This is a genomic window from Mesorhizobium sp. M6A.T.Cr.TU.017.01.1.1, assembly GCF_004023115.1.
Taxonomy (GTDB): Bacteria; Pseudomonadota; Alphaproteobacteria; order Rhizobiales; family Rhizobiaceae; genus Mesorhizobium; species Mesorhizobium mediterraneum.
The window spans coordinates 16,395-34,279 of the sequence record NZ_RZTA01000006.1 but is presented as its reverse complement, the minus strand read 5'-3'; the positions used below and the strand labels follow the sequence as shown (position 1 = coordinate 34,279).

Annotated in this window: 14 protein-coding genes; 3 read left to right on the top strand and 11 right to left on the bottom strand. The window is 62.2% G+C overall.

Going from position 1 to position 17,885, the window contains the following annotated elements; genetic code table 11:
• Positions 1–21: 21 nt before the first annotated feature.
• From EOB36_RS03190 to EOB36_RS03160, 7 genes are all read right to left on the bottom strand, one after another.
• A complete protein-coding gene (locus EOB36_RS03190) occupies positions 22–1,218 on the bottom strand; it encodes a serine hydrolase (RefSeq protein WP_095484105.1) in 1,197 nt (398 codons plus the stop codon).
• 70 nt (positions 1,219–1,288) lie between these two features.
• Positions 1,289–2,716 (bottom strand): amidase, encoded by a 1,428-nt coding sequence (locus EOB36_RS03185; protein ID WP_095484104.1) that lies wholly within the window; start codon positions 2,714–2,716, stop codon positions 1,289–1,291.
• A 106-nt stretch (positions 2,717–2,822) separates the two neighbouring features.
• A complete protein-coding gene (locus tag EOB36_RS03180) occupies positions 2,823–3,857 on the bottom strand; it encodes an extracellular solute-binding protein (RefSeq protein WP_095484103.1) in 1,035 nt (344 codons plus the stop codon).
• Between the two features lie 25 nt (positions 3,858–3,882).
• Positions 3,883–4,689 carry an ABC transporter permease gene (locus tag EOB36_RS03175; protein WP_095484242.1) on the bottom strand — a complete coding sequence of 269 codons (807 nt, stop codon included), beginning with the start codon at positions 4,687–4,689 and terminating at the stop codon, positions 3,883–3,885.
• On the bottom strand, positions 4,682–5,602 hold the full coding sequence (locus EOB36_RS03170; protein WP_127293326.1) for an ABC transporter permease: 921 nt from the start codon (positions 5,600–5,602) through the stop codon (positions 4,682–4,684). Before EOB36_RS03170 ends, EOB36_RS03175 begins: the two co-directional genes overlap by 8 nt.
• Positions 5,602–6,696 (bottom strand): ABC transporter ATP-binding protein, encoded by a 1,095-nt coding sequence (locus tag EOB36_RS03165; protein WP_095484101.1) that lies wholly within the window; start codon positions 6,694–6,696, stop codon positions 5,602–5,604. Before EOB36_RS03165 ends, EOB36_RS03170 begins: the two co-directional genes overlap by 1 nt.
• A 126-nt stretch (positions 6,697–6,822) precedes the next feature.
• Positions 6,823–8,490 (bottom strand): amidohydrolase, encoded by a 1,668-nt coding sequence (locus tag EOB36_RS03160; RefSeq protein ID WP_127203823.1) that lies wholly within the window; start codon positions 8,488–8,490, stop codon positions 6,823–6,825.
• 170 nt (positions 8,491–8,660) lie between these two features.
• Here EOB36_RS03160 and EOB36_RS03155 point away from each other — a divergent pair, with 170 nt between their 5' ends.
• Both EOB36_RS03155 and EOB36_RS03150 read left to right on the top strand, forming a co-directional pair.
• Positions 8,661–9,692 carry a histone deacetylase family protein gene (locus EOB36_RS03155; RefSeq protein WP_095484099.1) on the top strand — a complete coding sequence of 344 codons (1,032 nt, stop codon included), beginning with the start codon at positions 8,661–8,663 and terminating at the stop codon, positions 9,690–9,692.
• Positions 9,693–9,991: 299 nt separating this feature from the next.
• Positions 9,992–11,635, top strand: coding sequence for an MFS transporter (locus tag EOB36_RS03150; protein WP_128284265.1), 1,644 nt, complete (start codon positions 9,992–9,994; stop codon positions 11,633–11,635).
• Between the two features lie 20 nt (positions 11,636–11,655).
• On the opposite strand, the gene EOB36_RS03145 is transcribed toward EOB36_RS03150, so the two are convergent.
• On the bottom strand, positions 11,656–13,068 hold the full coding sequence (locus EOB36_RS03145; protein WP_127203824.1) for a hypothetical protein: 1,413 nt from the start codon (positions 13,066–13,068) through the stop codon (positions 11,656–11,658).
• Between the two features lie 463 nt (positions 13,069–13,531).
• On the bottom strand, positions 13,532–14,644 hold the full coding sequence (locus EOB36_RS03140; RefSeq protein WP_126105151.1) for a TauD/TfdA family dioxygenase: 1,113 nt from the start codon (positions 14,642–14,644) through the stop codon (positions 13,532–13,534).
• Positions 14,645–15,077: 433 nt separating this feature from the next.
• Here EOB36_RS03140 and EOB36_RS03135 point away from each other — a divergent pair, with 433 nt between their 5' ends.
• Positions 15,078–15,362, top strand: a complete 285-nt coding sequence (locus EOB36_RS03135; RefSeq protein ID WP_128284264.1) for an SCP2 sterol-binding domain-containing protein — start codon at positions 15,078–15,080, stop codon at positions 15,360–15,362.
• Between the two features lie 63 nt (positions 15,363–15,425).
• Here EOB36_RS03135 and EOB36_RS03130 read toward each other — a convergent pair whose 3' ends face one another.
• Together EOB36_RS03130 and odc2 are read right to left on the bottom strand one after the other, a co-directional pair.
• Complete coding sequence (locus EOB36_RS03130) at positions 15,426–15,989, bottom strand: N-acetyltransferase (protein ID WP_245329800.1); 564 nt, start codon at positions 15,987–15,989, stop codon at positions 15,426–15,428.
• A 262-nt stretch (positions 15,990–16,251) separates the two neighbouring features.
• Complete coding sequence (odc2, locus tag EOB36_RS03125; RefSeq protein WP_095484094.1) at positions 16,252–17,385, bottom strand: ornithine/lysine decarboxylase; 1,134 nt, start codon at positions 17,383–17,385, stop codon at positions 16,252–16,254.
• Between the last annotated feature and the right edge of the window lie 500 nt (positions 17,386–17,885).

The following is a 17,885-nucleotide window of genomic DNA, read 5'->3' as shown; positions in this document are numbered from 1 at the left end:
TTTCTTCCGATTTTTTGGAACTTAGGCCAGCGCGGCGGCGATGGCGTGCACGGCTTTCATCGTCGCCACCGAATAAGCGATGTCAGTGAAATCCGGATAGCTCGAAAGCTTCACCACGACCATTCTCGTGTTCCAGTCGACATGGATCAGCTGCCCGAACACGCCGCGGCACATCAGCGCGCGTGAGCGCGGATCCTCGATCCAGAACTGGTTGCGATAGCCGCCTTCCGGCAGGCTGGGATTGAAGTCCGGTCCATGCCTGCCGCTGCGCGTCGCCTCGATCCAGTCGGCCGGCACCACACCGCCGCCATTGTCGAGGATCAGCTGGCCGAAACGGCCGTAGTCGCGCAGCGTGGCGTTGAAGCCGCCGTCGGCGATAGCATAGCCGGCGCTGTCGACGGTGAAGCAGGCGCTTTCATCCGCCCCGAGCTTTTGCCAGAGTTCCTCCGAAACCAGTTGCGCCAGCCGCTGGCCGGTCACCCGCTCCATGATGAAGGCGAGCACGTCGGTCTCGATCGAACGGTATTCGAAGGCAGCGCCATGCGGCCGGCTTGTCTCCTTGAGCCGCAGGATCAATTCGAACATATGCGACGGCCACTCGAAGGCCGGATCGCTGCCCGGCGGCACCGGTTTCCAGCCGCTGGCGACATCAACCTGGCCGATATCGGAATAGCGGTCGGTATATTCCTCGGAAAAACGCACCCCGCTCGTCATATCGAGCACATGCTGCACGCTGGCGCCGGCCCAGCCAGTGACGCCAAGCTCCGGCAGATAGGTCGTCACCGGCAAGGCCGGGTCGATCAGGCTGCGCCCGACCAATATGCCGAACACCGAAGCGGTGACGGACTTCGCCATCGACTGCGACAAATGCAGCGTGCGGTCGGTCATGCCGTTGAAATAGCGCTCATAGGCGATCTTGCCGTCCTTGAGCACGAGGAACCCGTCCGTATAGGTCTCGTCGAGCAGCCCGGCCAGCGTCGCAGGCTGACCCGTGCTGTCGCTCACCGGCAGCGCATCGAGATCGACCTCGGCTCGCTCGAGCCGGCGGCGATGGCCATTGCCGCGCCAGACTTCGACGGTCGGCAGAATTTCGCGGATGTGCTGGAATGCCCACCGGTTCCAGGGTCCCCTGTCCCAGTCGAGCTTTGGAGGCACCATCTTGGGCGGCGAGCCCCGCATGATCGGCGGCACCGGTTCGCTGTTACGATAGGAAGTCATTTTATGCTCCGGGAAATGTCGTCCCGCGGTGTCCCGACGGTTTTTGCTTTCAGTGCGGTCGCGCCGTCCTTCATAGTTTCGGCCGGCGCGCCTTTTCTCCGTACCAGCCACCAACTGCTTTTTCATAGGCCATGCCGGCGCGGAACACATCTTCGTCGCTGTAGGTGCGGCCGACGATCTGGATGCCGGTCGGCACGCCGTTTTTCGCGTGGCCGGATGGAACCGACAGCACCGGACAGCGGCTCATCATGTTGAACGGCGTCGTCATCACCCAGCCAAGCGAGGGATTGACCAGCTTGCCGTTGATCCTGATTTCGTCCTTCGACTGGTCATGGTCGGCCGGCACTGACGGCAGCGCCGTGGTCGGGCAGATCAGCACATTGTATTTTTCGAGGAGCGGCCCAAGCGTCGTATACATGCGGCCAGCCACCTCCAGGCTGGCGACAAAATCGGTCGCCTTGGAACCCGCTCCCTCCTCGGCGAACTTGCGGGCGTAGGTCGTCATCTCGTCGGCGTGGTGGGGCAGCAGCTTCGACAGGAACGCACCGAATAAATGATTCAAATAGGCGAGCCCGGCCTCCAGGACCTCCGGTCCCCAACCTAAATCGACCTCCTCGACCTCCGCACCCAGTGAGCGGAACACGTCGAGCGCTTTCTTCGTGTTCTTCACCACTTCCGGATCGACCTCGAAGCCGCCGAGATCCATCGAATAGCCGATCTTCCAGCCCTTGATCGGCTTGAACCTGGTCGGCAGGCTTAGCTTCGGCCGGAGCGAAGCGATATCCAGAGCACTGGGACCGGTCATGACGTTCTGCAGCAGGATCGCGTCCTCGACCGTGCGTGCCAGCGGTCCGGTGTGGCAGTAGAAGTCGAGGTTGAACGGTGGGTCGTCCGGGTTGCGGCCATAGGGCGGCTTGTAGCCGACGATACCGCAGGCCGACGCCGGGATGCGGATCGAGCCGCCGATATCTGAGCCGGTGGCGATCGACGATGTGCCGGATGCGAGCGATGCGGCCGAGCCGCCCGACGAGCCTCCGGGCGTGAGCTTGGGATTCCAGGGATTGCGGGTGACACCCCACAACCTGGACCATGTATAGGCCGCGCAGGAGAATTCCGGCGTCGCCGTGCGTGCATGGACGATGCCGCCAGCTCGAATGATGCGCTCATTCATGGTCGAACTGATGTCGGCAACGAAATTCTTCATAATCAGCGAGCCGCCGGTGGTCGGCTTGCCCTTGATATAGCTTTCGTCCTTGATGCCGACGGGCAGGCCCTCCAGCGGGCCTGTCTTCTTGCCCTTGGCGTATTTCGCCTCGGCCTTCTTGGCCAGCGCCATCGCCTCGTCAAAATGCGTGTTGGTGAAAGCGTTGACCTTGTCCTTCGTCGCCTCGGCGCGCCCGATGACCGCTTCCATCAGCTCGACCGGTGAGAGCTTCTTCGCCTTGAAGCGCTTGAGCGCCTCGCTTGCCGGCATGTAGCAAAGATCGAGATCGGTCATTCCAAGCGAACTCCGGCTGCGTCCAGCCACAGGCCGGACGTCGGGTCTTGTCGAAGGTTTTGCTTTGAGGACCCGGCGCTTGCCGCCGGGTCCCACGATGCTGCGATTACTTCTGCAGCTCGGTCCATATCCTGGTGTAGAGCGCCTGGACGTCGGGCGCGCAGCTCAGCATGAATTTGCCCTTGTCGGCGAACTCGGCGGGGATGTTGACCTCCGGCGCCGTCTTCATGTCCTCAGGCATGAAGGCTTCCGACCCCTTGATGCCGTTGGCGTAGCGCGCGAAAGACGAGATCAGCGCCGCGTTTTCGGGATCCATGATGAAGTTCTGGAACAATTTGGCGTTTTCGACGTTCTTGGCGTCCTTCAGCACCGCAAGATTGTCCATCCAGATCGGATAGCCCTCCTTCGGATAGCCATAGACCATGTCCTTGTTCTGCAGGCGGGCGCGGAAGGACGCGCCGTTCCAGTCGACGCTAGCTGCGAAGTCGCCCTTGGCGAACTTCTCGACCGTGCCGTAGTCCATGGAGATCCATTTCGGCTTTGCCGCCACCAGCGCATCGCGCACCTTCTTCAGCACCTCCTTGTCGCCGGTGCAGGGCTCGCCGCCGACATATCTGATGGCGAGATGCATGACATCGGCCATTTCGGGAACGACGTTGACCTTGCCGACCAGTTCCGGCGGCGGATCCAGGAAGATGGCCGAAGTGTTGACGTCACCCTTGTAGACGGAGGTGTTGACCGTCACGCCGGTCGTTCCCCATTGCCACGGCACGGTGTATTTGCGGCCTGGATCGAAGGGAACATCGACCCATTTCGGGTCCATGTTCTTGAAGTTCTCCATCTTGCTAGGCTCTGTCTCCAACAGCAGCCCTTCCTCGATCCAGATCGGCACGAAGCTCGCAGAGGGCACCACGATGTCGAAGCCGCTGCCGCCCTGGCGGATTTTGGCGAGCGCGGTGTCGTTGGAATCGTAGTCGGTGACTGTCACCTTGACCTTGTATTTTTCCTCAAATTTCTTGATGAGGTCGGGGCTGGTGTAATTGCCCCAGTTGTAGATGTTGAGCTCGCCATCGGCGCGGGCAATACCCGCCGAGGCGAGGAGCGCGGCGCCGAGCGCCGTCGCAGCCAGTTTCCACTTCATCGTTTTTCTCCTGTTACAGCTGATATCATTCCTGATCCTTTTTCCTGCTGATGAAAAAGAAGACGGTGACGATCAATATCGAGATCAGCAGGAACACCGTCGAAATCGCGTTTATTTCCGGCGTAATAACGCGCCGGAACTGGCCGAGCATGTAAGTCGGCAACGTGTCCTGGCCGCCGGACTTGACGAACTCCGTGATGACGACATCATCCAGCGAGATGACGAAGGCCAGCATCAATCCAGCAAGGATGCCTGGCCAGAGCAGCGGAAAGGTGACGCGGCGAAAAGCCTTCCAGGGTGTCGCGTAGAGGTCGGCCGCAGCGACCTCCAACGTCAGATCCATGTTCTCAAGCCGCGCCCGGATCGGCAGATAGGCAAAGGGGATGCAAAAGGCCGTATGCGCGGCCATCAGGTAGCCCAGCCCCGAATAGCCGGTCCAGATCTTGATGCGCGAAAAGAAGATCAGCAGCGCCACCGCGGTGACGATTTCCGGCACCATCAGCGGCTGGTTGATGAAGGCGTATTTGAAGCCGAGGCCGGGATATGGCTTCGTCCGGGTCGTGGCAAGCGCGGCCATGGTGGCGACGATCGTGGCAATAGTCGCCGCGACTGAAGCAATCTGCAGCGACCGGATCGAGGCGTCGACAACCTGGTTGTTGTTCCAGGCCTGGTAGAACCAGCGCAGCGACACGCCTTCCCAGATCGCGATCGAACTGCCGGCGTTGAAGGCATAGACGACAACCGTGATGATCGGCAGGTAAAGCGCGAAGAAGCAGATCATCGCGATGGCCGTGAAGCCGGTCTGCCGGCGGATGTCGAAGCGGCTACCCATGCGTGCCGCCCTGACGCCCGGCGGAGCGGACATAGAAGAGCAGCGCGACCATCACGATCGCCATCAACGAGATCGACAGCGCCGAGCCGAGCGGCCAGTTACGGCCTTGCCCGAACTGCAGCTCGATCAGATTGCCGAGCATCATATTCTTCGAACCGCCGAGCACGCGCGGGGTGACATAGGCGCCCAGCGCCGGGATGAAGACGAGGATCGAGCCGGCGATGATGCCAGGCTTGACCAGCGGGATGATGACCCGCCTCAGCACCTGGAAGCGGTTGGCGTAGAGGTCGTAACCCGCCTCGACCAGCCGGAAGTCGATCTTTTCCATGCTGGCATAGAGCGGCAGCACCATCAGCGGCAGATAGACATAGGTCATGCCGACCATCAGCGCGAAATCGGTGAACATCATCTGGATCGGCTGGCTGATGATGCCGAGCTTGATGAGCACCGTGTTGACGATGCCCTCGTTGCGGATCACCTCCTGGATGGCGAAGGTGCGGATCAGCAGATTGGTCCAGAACGGGATGGTGATCAGGAACAGCCAGATCTCGCGCTGCCGCGCGGGCCGGGTGGCGATGAAATAGGCGGTCGGGAAGCCAAAGAGCAGCGTGAAGATCGTTGTCATGAACGACAGCTTGGCTGAACGCCAGAAGATCGACAGATGCGCGTCGGCGAAGGCCAGCGTGTCGTCGAAGATGTCACGCTGCATCAGCACCGACAGCCAGCCGTCGGTGGAGAATTTCCACACCACGTCGCCATAGGGCCCCGGCGTCAGGAACGAATAGATCACGACGATCAGTAGCGGGCCGGTCGCCGCCAGAAAGATGATGATCAGTGCCGGCGCTGACAGAAGCCAGCGATCGCGGATATCTCTGCGTTCGGCTTCCTTGGCGACTTCTTCCGCGCTCGCCATCAGTCCCTCAGCACTTGTGCGGCGTCGTTGCCGATCGAAATGCCGACCTTGTCCCCCCGCTCGAAACCGCAGCCGGCGCTGCGCGTGTTCTGCTGGCGCACGGTGAACGCCTCGCTGCTGTCCAGACGAACATGGATGTGCGTGTCGGTGCCGAAATAGACGATGTTTTCGACCGTGCCCGACAGGTCGCCCTTGCCGCTGGTCAGCTTGGCATGTTCCGGCCTGACCACCACGGTGGCATTGTCCTTCGGTTGAAAGCCCTCAGCCACGGTCGCGTCGATCGTCGCGCCGGATTTGAGCGTTGCGCGTGCCTTGCCGTTGGCCATGCCTGTTATGGCCGCGGTCAGGAAATTGGTCTCGCCGATGAAGTCGGCGACGAAGCGCTCCGCCGGCTTGTCATAGATGTCCCAAGGCGTGCCGACCTGCAGGATCCTGCCCGACGACATCACCGCGATGCGGTCCGACATGGTCAGCGCTTCTTCCTGGTCGTGGGTGACGAAGATGAAGGTGATGCCGGTCTCGTGCTGCAGCCGCTTCAGCTCGATCTGCATCTCCTTGCGCAGCTTGAAGTCGAGCGCCGACAGCGGCTCGTCGAGCAGCAGCACCTTCGGCTGCGGCGCCAGCGCCCGGGCCAGCGCCACGCGCTGCTGCTGGCCGCCCGATATCTGGCTGGTGCGGCGGCCGCTGAGCGCTTCCATCTTGACCAGCTTCAGCATCTCGGCGACCCGCGCCTTCACTTCGGCTTTGGGCTTGCCGAGCATTTCGAGGCCGAAGCCGATGTTCTCGGCCACCGTCATATGGGGGAACAGCGCATAGTTCTGGAACACGGTGTTGACCGGCCGCTTGAATGGCGGCAGCGGCGCGATGTCCTGACCATGCAGCAGTATCTCGCCGGCGCTAGGGAAATCGAAGCCGGCAATCAGCCTTAAAAGCGTCGTCTTCCCGCAGCCGGACGGACCAAGCAGCGTGAAGAACTCATTTTCGCGGATCGACACCGAAACCGTGTCGAGGGCGGCGACCTGTGACTCCCCGGTACCGAATACCTTGCGGACGCCACGAACCTCAATTGCACTTTTACCCGGTTGTTCCGGCACGATTACCCCATTCTTGCGTCCGCTCTTCAGGGCGGATCCAGTTCCCACTCGATTGTCAGCACACGGCGTGTGGCTTGGCAAGCATGCATCTGAATGTCGATTCAGAACGCAATTCCCGTGCCATCGTCATGCCTGGTAAGTGATCTTGCCGCCGCAGATCGTCGTCACTGGCCGCACCATATGCAGCGCTTCCGGCGCGGTCGCCTCGATATCGGCAGAGAGCACCACGAGATCGGCCATGAAGCCTAGCTTCAGACGGCCTTTGCGATGCTCCATGAACTCGGCATAGGCGCCTTCCACCGTGTAGCCACCGAGTGATTCATGCAGCGAGAAGCTCTGATCGGGATCATCGTCTGCCCATGGTTTGCGCAGCACTGCCGCCTGAATGCCCAGGATCGGATCGATCGGCGACACCGGCCAATCCGAGGCGAAGACGACACGCGCGCCGGCGTTCTTCAGCGTCCGCCACGCATAGCTCAGCGGCCAGCGGGCGGGCCCGATGCGCGACACCGTCGGCTCCAGCGGCAAGCCCATGCTGCCCGGCGGATGCGGCGGCTGCATCGAGGCAATGACGCCAAGCTTTGCGAAGCGCGGCACGTCGGCGGCGGTGATCACCTCGATGTGCTCGACCCGATGCCGACTGTCGCGCTTGCCGTTTTGTTTCTGTGCCGCCTCGTAGCCGTCGAGCACGGCGCGCACGGCGCCGTCGCCGATCGAGTGCACCGCAATCTGCAGCCCGCGCCTGTCGACGGCCACGGCAAGGTCGATGAATTGCTGCGGCGTGAACAGCGGCTCGCCCAGCCAATCCGGACGGTCTGCATAGGGCTCGACCATCACCGCCGTCCATGAATCGAGCACGCCGTCATAGAACACTTTGACCATGCCCGACGACAACCATTCACCCTTGTAGCGCTCGGCCATCGCCGACGCCTTGTCGAGCATGTCGAGCGTCATGAAGTTCTTGTAGTGGAACGGCACCTGCACGCGGCACAGCAAGCCGCCTTCGGCCTCGATCTCGGACAAGAGTTCGAGCTGATGCAAATTGCCGTCCATGTTTTGGATCGAGGTGATGCCATGCCTGGCACACCATTCCAGCCCGCGGCGCATGATCGCCCGGTCGGAGGCCTGCTCCGCCGGCGTCGGCCTCGGGTCCGGCTCGCCGCCGGTGGCTAGGCCGAGCCGCACGCGATCCTCGCCGGCCAGCGCGATCAGCGGCCCAAAAGCCTCGCCCTCGCGCAATTCGCCGCTGGCCAGCCCGTCGTCGCCCATGACGATCTCATTGCCCGGGCCAAGCTGCTTGCCTCTAAGCAGGCCGGCCAGTTCCAGCGCTTTGGTGTTGGCCCACATTGTGTGGTGATCGGGCGCCGCCATGACGAAGGGCCGGTCCGGCAGGATGCGGTCGAGATGACGGCGGCTGACCCGTTCGGCCGCCGACAGGATGGTGTAGTCGGCGCCTTGCGCCTGCAGGATGGGCAGGTCCGGTCGCATTGCGGCATAATGGCGCACAGCGTCGGAAAGCGCCTCGAAACCGTGGACGCCCATCAGCTGGAGATGATCGAGCTCGGCCGCGCCGCCGAAAAGATGCATATGCGCTTCGATGAAGCCGGGGACGACGGAGCCGCGGCCGGCATCGATGACGCGCGTGCCGGGGCCTTTGTGCTCCAGCACGGTCGCGCGATCTGCGATCGCAATGATTTCGCCGCCCTTGATGGCTATGGCTTCGGCACGGGGGTTATCGGGATCCATCGTCAATATGCTGGCATTCTCGACGATCAGATCGGCCGATGGCGGCATAATTTTCTCCCGTTTGAGCTTAGGCTAGCAGAGTATTGGCGTCTGGCAAGCCGTCCGCTGCTACTTGCAACAACGATCTGGAACGCCTCTTGGCGGCGCTGAAACTCTCTGCCACAAAGCAGTCCGTCAATGACAGATACGCAACTCGAAGAGCGAGCCGGGCCCGCAAGATGAAGACTGTTTTCTCCCCTCTCCACGTCGGTCATGCCGGCAACTTCGAACTCATTTCGGGCGCCATCGTGCCGGCCTTCGAGAAGCCCTCGCGCGCTGAGTTCATCCAGGCGAGGGTGGAGAGCGAAAAGCTCGGCCCGATCCTGCCACCCGACACCCACGATCTCGCTGCCGCCAGGAAGGTGCACACCAGCGACTACATCGATTTCCTGCCGACCGTGTGGCCGCTCTGGGAAGCGTCCGGCCGGACGGGCTCGGCCATCCCCTTCACCTGGCCGACGCGCGGCCTGCGCGGCGATGTGCGCCCCAGAACGATCGATGCGCTGCTTGGATTTTACTCCTTCGACGGCGGCGCCACCTTCGTCGAAGGCACCTGGGAGGCGATCAAGTCGTCCTATGACGTGGCGCTGACCGCGGCCGCCCTGGTCAAGGGCGGCGAGACGTCCGCCTTCGCGCTCTGCCGTCCGCCCGGCCATCATGCCGGCGCTGCTTTCATGGGCGGCTATTGCTACATCAACAACGCCGCCGTTGCCGCGCAATGGTTCCGCGACCAGGGCGCCAAGCGCGTCTCGATTCTCGATGTCGACTACCATCATGGCAACGGCACGCAGGAGATCTTCTACAGCCGCGACGACGTGCAGGTGCTGAACCTGCATGGCGACCCGATGACCGAATATCCGTTCTTCCTTGGCCATGCCGACGAGCGCGGTGCCGGCCCCGGCGAAGGCTTCAATCTCAATTATCCGATGCCGTTCGGCACCTCATGGGACGCTTGGAATGCTTCGCTGGAAGACGCCTGCGCGAAACTTGCGGCGTACGCTCCCGATGTCGTCGTCGTTTCGCTTGGCGTCGACACGTTCGAGAAGGACCCGATCAGCAAGTTCAAGCTGAAAAGCGGCGACTATCCCAAGATTGGCCGCCGCATCGCCAGGCTCGGCCTGCCGACGCTGTTCGTTATGGAAGGCGGCTATGCCGTCGAGGAAATCGGCATCAACGCCGTCGGCGTGCTGACCGGATTCGAGGATCGGTAACGCATGTCGACCAGAGTCTGCCCTCGGGCGTTTGATCAGAGAGAGCGCAGCGGTTTTGGGCAACGACATTCGTGGCAATTTAGTAGGCATCGGGCACAAAGTCGGCCACCTCACCGAAGCGCTCCACGCCGCCTGCAAGGACGCCCGCTGACCTGTTCCGGCGTCCGCTATCCTGTTGTTGGACCATGATCTTCTTCGAAAAGGCGTTCGCCCTTTGCAAAGTGATGCTCTACTTTGAAGGGACGGTATGAGGGACCGATTCACCGGAAGAAGACAGCATTGAAGTCGGGGAAGCATCCATGATCGACGACGAGCCGAACAGCGAACGCGTCTCGGCGCTGGCGCCGTTCCGGCACGGCATTTTCCGCGCCGTATGGTCCGCCAGTCTGGTTTCGAATTTCGGTGGTTTGATCCAGGGCGTCGGCGCCGCCTGGATGATGACGACGATCGCCACCTCGTCCTATCAGGTCGCGCTGGTCCAGGCGTCGACCACCTTGCCGATCATGCTGTTTGCGCTCGTTGCCGGTGCGATCGCCGACAGCTTCAACCGGCGCAAGGTCATGCTGATTGCCCAGACCTTCATGCTGGTCGTCTCGGTTCTGCTGACCGTGTTCACCTATCTTGGCCTGATAACGCCGTGGACGCTGCTCGCCTTCACCTTCCTGATCGACAGCGGCACGGCGCTCAACAACCCGTCATGGCAGGCGTCGGTCGGTGATATGGTGCCACGCGCCAAGCTGCCTGCGGCCGTCGCGCTCAACTCGTTAGGCTTCAACCTGACGCGCAGCGTCGGCCCGGCGATCGGCGGCATCATCGTTGCCGCCGCAGGTGCCGCCGCCGCCTTTGCCGCCAATGCATTGAGCTATGTCGGCCTTATCATAGTGCTCGCCCGCTGGAAGCCGGACCTGCCGGCCTCTACACTGCCGCGCGAGACGCTGGGCGCGGCGATGGGCGCCGGCCTGCGCTACGTCGCCATGTCGCCCAATATCGGCAAGGTGCTGGTCAGGGGTGCGGCTTTCGGCTTCAGCGCCGGCGCGGTTCTGGCGTTGCTACCGCTGGTGGCGCGCGACGTCGTCAAGGGCGATGCCTTGACCTACGGCATCATGCTCGGCGCGTTCGGCATCGGCGCGGTCGGCGGCGCGCTGATCAGCGTCCGGCTGAGGCAGATCCTGTCCAGCGAGACGATGGTGCGCATGGCATTCGCCGGCTTCGCGCTCTGCGCCTTCAATGCCGCCGTCAGCGACCACGCCTGGCAGACGTCGCTCGGGCTGCTCATCGGCGGCGCCTGCTGGGTGATCGCGCTGTCGCATTTCAACGTCACGGTGCAGATGTCTACGCCGCGCTGGGTGGTCGGCCGGGTGCTGTCGGTCTATCAGACGGCGACCTTCGGCGGCATCGCGCTCGGCAGCTGGATTTGGGGTGTCGTCGCCGATGCGCATGGCGCCGAATTCGCGCTGATCGCGGCTGCTGTCGCGATGCTGGCGGGCGTCGCGATCGGCCTCTTGCTGCCCTTGCCGCAGCAGGCGGTGCTCAATCTCGATCCGACCAACCGTTTCAAGGAGCCGCATCTTGCGCTCGACCTCAAGCTGCGCAGCGGCCCCATCGCTATCATGATCGAGTACATCATCCGCGAGGAGGACGTGCCGGAATTCCTAGCCACCATGGCCGAACGCGGCCGCATCCGACGCCGTGACGGCGCCCGCAACTGGACGCTGGCGCGCGATCTCGAAAATCCCGCAATATGGATCGAGCACTATCACACGCCGACATGGCTCGAATACATCCGCCACAATAAGCGGGCCACCCATGCCGACGCCGTTATCGGCGAGCGCGTGCGCGCGCTACACAGCGGCGACGAGCCGCCGCGCGTCCGCCGCATGATCGAGCGTCCGACAACCGCCGGCACGGCGATCGTCATGCCGAAAGGCCCGATCGAGCACTAAGCGGCAGCCCACCCTGCGCGTTAGGATGCAGCGCGCAGGCTCGTACGGACACGCCGCCTGCTTGTAGCGCGGGCCTTCTCCGCCACGACACCGGTGATCTCGACCACGCCGTCCTCACGCGGTCTGGCGTTTGTGACCTTGTGGAGACGCTCATAGGGCAACAGTTCCTTGACCCGAGCATCGAGCAACGCGACTTCGGCTCGCAGGTCCTCGCATTCCTGCCTCTGGACATCGAACTGTATCTGCTCGGATGCCTGCTGCAGGGAAAGCTGCGAAAAATTCGCGTTCACGGTCGAAAGGTTCATCTTGTCGTTTTCGTTCTCCTTTCTGAGAGCAGACAACCTTTCCTCCGCGATTTGCTTTTCGGCCACAGCGTCGCTCCATTGAGCCTTGAGCTTGGCGATCTCGCTGGCGGCTTCACTGTTCTCGTTCAAGGCAACCTCCAATCGCGATTGGAGGTTCCGAATTTCGGAACGCAGGCCGCCGATCTCCGTGAAACCACGCGCTCGCTCGGCTTCCCTGTCACCTTCCATGATACGGGCCGCTTCCGTCATTTCCGACAGCTTCGCTTGCGCGACATCGAGCGATTTCTGCAGCCGCATTTCCTCTTTCTCGCTCTTGCCAAGCGCAGCCAGCACTTCCGAAAGTCGCGCCGTCTCATTGGCATGAATCGTCGAGAGTTCATCCAGCCTGTGCCGCGCCTCAACTTCCCGTTTCAGCGCCTTGTCGAGGTCGATCGACAGGCTGACATGTTTTTCCCGCAGTATCTCGTTCTCGCGCGAGCATCTGTTGGCCTCGGCCGTTCTGGCCGAAAGCGTTGTGACGAGGTCACCGAACTCGGCTTCGCGCTCTGCGCTCGCATTGCCTGCCACGACGAGTTCCAGCCTTGCTGCAGCCAGCGCACGGCGAAGTGCCTCCTTGTCCTCGATCAGGCCTGTCTCGCGCTGCTGCAGGGCCTCGACAGCGCTTTCACGCTCGCGCTGCTTTCTGGTGGCATCGTGGAGTTGCTCCGACAGCACTCTTTGCTGGGTGGTCAGGCCGACATTTGCCAGTTCCAGTTCGTTGGCGCGAAGAATGTCCCCGTGAAGCAGCTTCAGGAATTCGCCTGTCAGATGATGCGAGGTCGCGATCTCCGACAGTTTCGTATTGATCTCCTCCAGATACTCCCGCGCATCGTCAAAGAGCCCATCGACGGCATTTAACGCAGCCAGTCGGGTTTGTGTGTGGGAGGTCAGGCGTCGAGCGGTGCCAGCGTCGTCCTCGGGCTGAGAGTTGTCATTCTTTGCCGCGAGATTCTCATCCGGGACGGCCTCCAACGGCGACTGGTCGTCTAGGTTGAGGCACTCATCGAACGCGTCCGCCAAATCGGCTTCAAGCTCCTTGAATGCTCTGTCCACCTTCTCGGCGCGCTTCATCAGACTTTTGATTCTCATGACTGAACCTCCCCCTCGTGTAGCGCCATCATGGGGTCTTGATCCTCGCCTCCCGGATACGGGTTCATCCTATCTCCCCTGACGCGGTCGACGCGTGAGATGACCGCTCTAGAATCTGCTGTCATGGCCCGTTTACCCACTCTGAGCGCAGGGGCCGAGTCCACGCTAGGGACAGGCTCGGCCACTGTCCTCGTCTGTTTGAATGACGCAAACCGTGTAAGTGCCCTGATTGTAGCCGGCTTTGGAAACAACCCACCGGAGGAACGTCCGCCAGAGTTCCAGATTGACCGCCGCGACCATCGTCGTGCTCCCTTGTTGTTCACGACGTGACATGCCGGCCGAGCTGCTCGGTAAGCCTAGCCCTCGCCCGACAGGTCCCGCCTCGCCTTGTCGAGCTCCTCGGCATAGCGCCGCATCAGATGGCCTTCGGTCAGCAGCCCGACGACGACGCGGTCGTCGTCCGCTATCGCGAGAGGACGCGAATACGACTCTGAAACTCCCCACGATCGACATAACATCCGCGCAAATGTCGCCGCCCCGTGTTCGGATTGAACGATTGGCGGCCGTGCAGCACCCGGCGATTGTCGAACACCGCCATTTCGCCGGCCTTGAGGCGGTAGGCTATTTGGAAACGCGAGCCGCGGATCATCATCATCAGCTTGCGATAGGCCGCGTAAAAGGGCGCGCAAATGTCGGAGGGAAGGTCGATGACATCGACAAGATGGGCGTTGAACCGTAACTCTGTCACTTCTCCATCGCGTCGCGTTACGATCACAGGAAACCTACCGCGCAGATCGTAGTTTTCGTCGTGAAAACGATAGGGTATCTCGACCTCGCACAAGAGACGGTAGGCTTCAGGATCTTCCGCCTGTAACGCGGCCACGATCGCAAACCCATCGGCAAAGACCGATCCACCGCCTTCAGCTTCGTTCGCGATACAATGAAGGAATTGATAGCCGGGCGGCACCTCCTGGTTCGCAAGATCGGTGTGTAACGGCAGGGCGACCGGCGTATAGGCCAGGTTGTTCGGTTTCGGCATCGACACGACCTCGAACATGGTGCCGAAATTTGTCTGGCGCAGGAACCCTATCCGCTCGGCCGCGCGCCGCCCGGCGTCGGGATCATCGTCAAGCCCATCGACGATGGAGAGCCCGTATGCAGCCGTTGCCTTCAGCCAGGCGAGCAGATCGGCATCGCTTTGCAAGATGTCTCCGGCGGAGTGACGCGGTATGGTTTCAAGATCGATCGAGCCGTCCCAGAGTTTTGGAGCGATGTCAGCCGGATCGTTTCTCTTTCTGCCCGGACGATAGGATTCAAAGAACTGGCCCGGGAATTCCTCCTCAGCCTGGTCGTTCAACCAGACAATGCTCACAGTGCCGCCTCTGTCTTGCACGCTGATCGGTCTGAGTGAGGGCTCCACCCTGGTCAGGTCGAATATCCGCTCTTCGGTCTGCGGGTGAAACGCCGATGGCGCATTGTCCTTTAGCCAGAGCCAAGGATAGCAGACTGTTTCGCCTGACGAGAAAGTTACGGCAAGCGCGGTCTCCCGGGCTTCCACGGAAAGCATGGTATTCATGACGGTGTCTCTCTGAACACAGAATTTGATTTTCAGCTCGGATCAGGCCCGCAGGCCATCAACCCAACGGTGGTGGCCACCACAAGCTCGGCTTCCCATAGCGATGGGATCCGGGATTTCTGTTCGGTTCTTCGAGCACTCGATCTCCAGGTAGAAACCTGATTCAAGCAACATGGCGATGGTAGCGGTCATTTGCCGGCAGTGTCCAGCTAAATGCAATGGGACCGCCATCCCCCTCTGGGCTGGCCTCGCGGACAGCCCGGCTTCACTGCGGCGATAAAACCCATCTTCATCTCGGGGAACCGCGTTGACGTAAACGTCAACCCAAAGCTATATGCGCCAGCGACCGTGATCGCGAAATGCGCAAGACGGCGACTTCGGCCGGACCGAAGTGCCAATGTGCGACAAACGCAACGAGACGAGGAGAACGGCCATGGGCGTTCAGGAAATTGCCGACAAGATCAGCGCGCGCGTGGCGAGTGCCGGGTTCGATCGTTCCCTGAAATTCGATACCGGCGGCGACGGTGTCATCGTCATCGACGGCGCTAATGTCTCGACCACCGACGCGCCGGCCGACTGCACCATAAAGCTTTCGCTCGACGATCTGGAGTCGCTGATCGCAGGCGATCTCAACCCGACCATGGCGTTCATGTCCGGCAAGATAAAGGTCGAAGGCGACATGAGCGTCGCCATGGCGCTGAGCCAGTTGATCGGCTGATCCACTCCAATCCGGGATGAAAAGAAGACGCCGCCCGATGGGCGGCGGCTTGTTTCCGATCCGTCAGGCCGCGAGCGGCAGCCGCTGTGCCTTCAGCTTGCGCCCTGCCGCCTTCAGCGTGCCCTGCGCGTCGGCGAGCGCGCCTTCCACCAGTTCCAGCGCCAGCAAGCGGTGCCGTTCGTAAGGTCCCGGCATGGCCAGCGAGCCGGTCTTCTCGGCCGAGAACCCGAAGCGATCGTAATAGGGCGCATCGCCGACCAGCAGGATCGCCGCATGGCCGAGACGCGCGGCTTCAGTGATTGCATGGCGCATCAGCGCCGAGCCGATGCCGGCATTCTTGATAGTGGGATCGACGGCGAGCGGGCCAAGCAGAAGCGCTGGCCGACCGCCCTCGCCCAGCACGACATCCCATAGCCGCACCGTGCCACTCACAGCGCCCGAAGCATCGTGCGCGACAAAGGCCAGGCCTTCCGAAGGCCGACGGCCGCGCCGCAGCTTTTCCGACGATTTTTTCCTGCGCTTCGGCCCCATGGCGCGATCGAGCAAAGCCTCGCGCGCCGGAACGTCGGCAGCGGTCTCGGCGGTGATGGCAAAAGCACCAGCAATCTCCCCCCTCGAGGGGGAGATGTCGCCAAAGGCGACAGAGGGGGTCGCCGCGCGTGAAGCGCCGACGCCGTGCGGTCCAAGAGAGGTCGCGTCAGCCGGACCGACCCCCTCTGGCCTGCCGGCCATCTCCCCCTCGAGGGGGGAGATTCCGCGCGCAGCGTCTTCAACAATGAAATCTACAATTTCCATTTCCGCGATCCTTCACGAGCGGATTGTTCCACAGGCGAGCCCGGGCGGGCGACAGGCGCCCACCTGGGATGATCTGAGCGGTTCTTTCGAACCGTCAGATCACGTAGGATCGGAGAGGCTCGAAGCCGTTGAAGGCGACCGAGGCGTAGGTCGTGGTGTACGCGCCGGTGCCCTCGATCAGCACCTCGTCGCCGATGGTCAGCGACAAGGGCAGCGGATACGGCGTCTTCTCGTACATCACGTCGGCCGAATCGCAGGTCGGGCCGGCGAGCACGCACGGTGCGGTCTCGGTGCCGTCATGCGCGGTGACGATCGGGTAGCGGATCGCCTCGTCCATCGTCTCGGCGAGACCGCCGAACTTGCCGATGTCGAGGAACACCCAGCGCACATTGTCGTTGTCGGCCTTCTTCGAGATCAGCACGACTTCCGACTTGATGACGCCGGCATTGCCGACCATGCCACGGCCCGGTTCGATGATGGTTTCCGGGATGGCGTTGCCGAAGTGCTTGCGCAGCGCCGAGAAGATCGCCTGGCCATAGGCCTGTGCCACCGGCACATCCCTGAGATAACGGGTCGGGAACCCGCCGCCCATATTGACCATCTTGAGCACGATGCCTTCCTCGGCGAGCGCCGCGAACACCTTCTTGGCATCGCCGAGCGCACGGTCCCAGGCAGTCAGGTCGGTCTGCTGCGAGCCGACATGAAACGACACGCCATAGGCGTCGAGGCCGAGCGTCCTGGCACGACGCAGCACATCGACCGCCATCGCCGGCACGCAGCCGAACTTGCGCGACAGCGGCCATTCGGCGCCTTCGCCGTCGGTCAGCACGCGGCAGAACACACGGGCGCCGGGCGCAACGCGGGCGATCTTGTCGACCTCCTCGACGCAGTCCACTGCGAACAGCCGGATACCGAGCTGATAGGCGCGCTGGATGTCGCGCTCCTTCTTGATGGTGTTGCCGAAGGAGATGCGGTCCGCCGGCGCACCGGCGTCCATCGCCATCTCGACTTCGGCAACGGAAGCGGTGTCGAAGGACGAGCCCATCGCAGCAAGCAGGCGCAGGATTTCCGGCGCCGGGTTTGCTTTCACCGCATAGTAGATTTTCGAATCGGGAAGCGCCTTCTCGAAGGCGCGAAAATTGTCGCGCACGACATCGAGATCGACGACGAGGCATGGGCCGTTCGGACGTCGGGTGGCGAGGAAATCAAGGATGCGCTGGGTAGCCATCGGGGTCTCTCCATCAGCGCCTTTCGGCGCGCACAAAGGCTGCGGGACGCGGGTCATCGACCTCGCGAACACGCGGTGGACAAAGGCGGGACGTCAAATCCATGGAACCAGCCGGTGGAGACCCCGGAACCATGAAACGCCGTCTCGCGGCGGTGAACCTTGGCCTTGCCCGGCCTCGGTTCGCTTTGTCTGCCTTGGCTTGGATGGGAGACCCGTCCGCACTGCCGGCAATGAAGGTGTGCCTCTTCAGTAACCCCGGTCTTTGGACGACCGGCAGAACACCAGAAAGGCCCGCACCGTCGTTGCTTCAAGGTGTCCTCGGTCTGGCGGTTGGCCGCTAAACCGACTGGAGGGGTTGGCTCCAGTTACCTTACCGATATCCCTCACCATTTTGAGGATCGGCGGACACCCACAGGCACGTGCGACTTTGGGCAAGCGCGATATAAGGTCGAAGGATTTCACAATCAATAAAAATCGTACGTCAGGTTGTAAAATTCCTA